At 65.1% G+C, this 1,595-nt stretch carries 1 protein-coding gene and 1 pseudogene; one reads left to right on the forward strand and one right to left on the reverse strand.

The window, feature by feature from the left end:
• Nucleotides 1–836: MATE family efflux transporter (locus ENZ75_RS31290; protein ID WP_245462739.1), on the forward strand; the 836-nt coding region annotated here is incomplete at its 5' end.
• 268 nt (nt 837–1,104) lie between these two features.
• Here ENZ75_RS31290 and ENZ75_RS31295 read toward each other — a convergent pair.
• Nucleotides 1,105–1,563: pseudogene (locus tag ENZ75_RS31295) on the reverse strand (dihydroorotate dehydrogenase (quinone)); the annotation flags it as partial.
• Nucleotides 1,564–1,595: the final 32 nt, after the last annotated feature.

The raw sequence follows: 1,595 nt of genomic DNA on the forward strand, positions 1-1,595 counted from the left end.
GGCTTGGACTGGTGCTGCAATTGGTGCTGAACGGCATCAACATCGCGCTGTGCTTCCTGCTTGGGCTGGAACTTGGCTGGGGCGTCGCCGGCGTTGCCTGGGCGACCGTCACCGGTGAGTTCCTGGCCATGCTGCTCGGCCTGGCCATCGTGATCCGCCGGTTTCGCGCGGCCCCGCCCTTGCCGCGCCATCGCCTGCTCGACATGACCGCCTTCCTGCGCATGCTGTCGCTCAACCGCGACATCATGATCCGTTCGTTCTCGCTGCTCGCCGCCTTTGCATTGTTCACCCGCCAGGGCGCGCAGTTCGGCACGGTGACGCTGGCCGCCAACGCCGTGCTGATGAATTTCTTCCTCGTCGCCGGCTATTTCCTCGATGGCTTTGCCACCGCCGCCGAACAGCTGGCGGGCCGTGCCGTCGGCGCACGTGCCGCCGCACCGTTCCGCCAGGCCGTGCGGCTGACGCTGTTCTGGGGTTTCGGGCTGGCGGGAGCCGCGACGCTGGTAATGCTGTCTGGTGGCGCCAATCTGGTCGCTCTCGTGACGACATCGGAGGACGTCCGTTCGGTGGCCGACATCTACCTGCCATGGGCGGCATTCACGGCGCTGAGCGGTGTGCTGGCGTTCCAGATGGATGGCGTCTTCATCGGCGCGACCTGGTCCCGCGACATGCGCAACATGATGCTGCTGTCGTTCCTGGTTTTCGCGGCCGCGCTGCTGACCCTTGCGCCGGCCTTCGGCAACACTGGACTTTGGGCGGCGCTGCACGTCTTCCTGCTGGTGCGAGGCTTCAGCCTGCTGACGATCCTGCGGCTCAGGGTGCGGACGGCGTTTTAGACGGTGTCCCCCGGAAGGCCCTGCGCCGTCCAGGACACTGAGCGGCAGCTTCGCGATAGGAATTTTTTCTTGACTCGGTGACCTCAGCTGTGGTAGATTTTTGCCCATGGTGCTGATTTGCGCCAATGACCCGCCGCACTGGCGGGTTTTTTGTTTGATGCGCCGTCAGCCAACGCCCGGCGAAAGCTCCGAAGGAACCCTTTGACCCGAGTTCGTTGCACCATCTGCGAGCGGGCCGTCAGCCGCGACCTGCGCTCCTGAGAGCAGTTCAGAGTTGCCTGGACGCCCAGAAGTCGAGGCGGCTGTCGCGCAACTCGCAAATCGACTTCAGCCGTTCTTTTTCGACGAAACGGGCCATTCCGGAAAGAATACGGCCTGGCAGCGAAGGCCCGGCATAGATCATGCCGGTGTAGAGCTGCACCAGATCGGCACCCGCACGGATCTTGTCCAGCGCCGTATCGGCGGAATCGACGCCGCCGACGCCGACGATGGCAAGCTCCGGCCCGAGCAGTTTGCGCATCTTCGCCAGCACGATGGTCGAACGCTCGAACAGCGGCTTGCCGGAGAGCCCCCCGCTCTCGCGCGCGGTGTCGCCGCTGCGCAGTGGCGGTCGGGAGATGGTGGTGTTGGAGACGATGACGCCGTCCACCCGCTTTTCCGTGACTTCGGCGGCGATGTCCTCCAGCTCTGCCTCGACCAGATCCGGCGCGATCTTCAGGAACACCGGCGACTATGAGCGCGGCGTCGCCCGGTTTGCGC

This window comes from Mesorhizobium sp. M7A.F.Ca.CA.002.04.1.1, from assembly GCF_004022805.1.
GTDB classification, from domain to species: Bacteria; Pseudomonadota; Alphaproteobacteria; order Rhizobiales; family Rhizobiaceae; genus Mesorhizobium; species Mesorhizobium ciceri.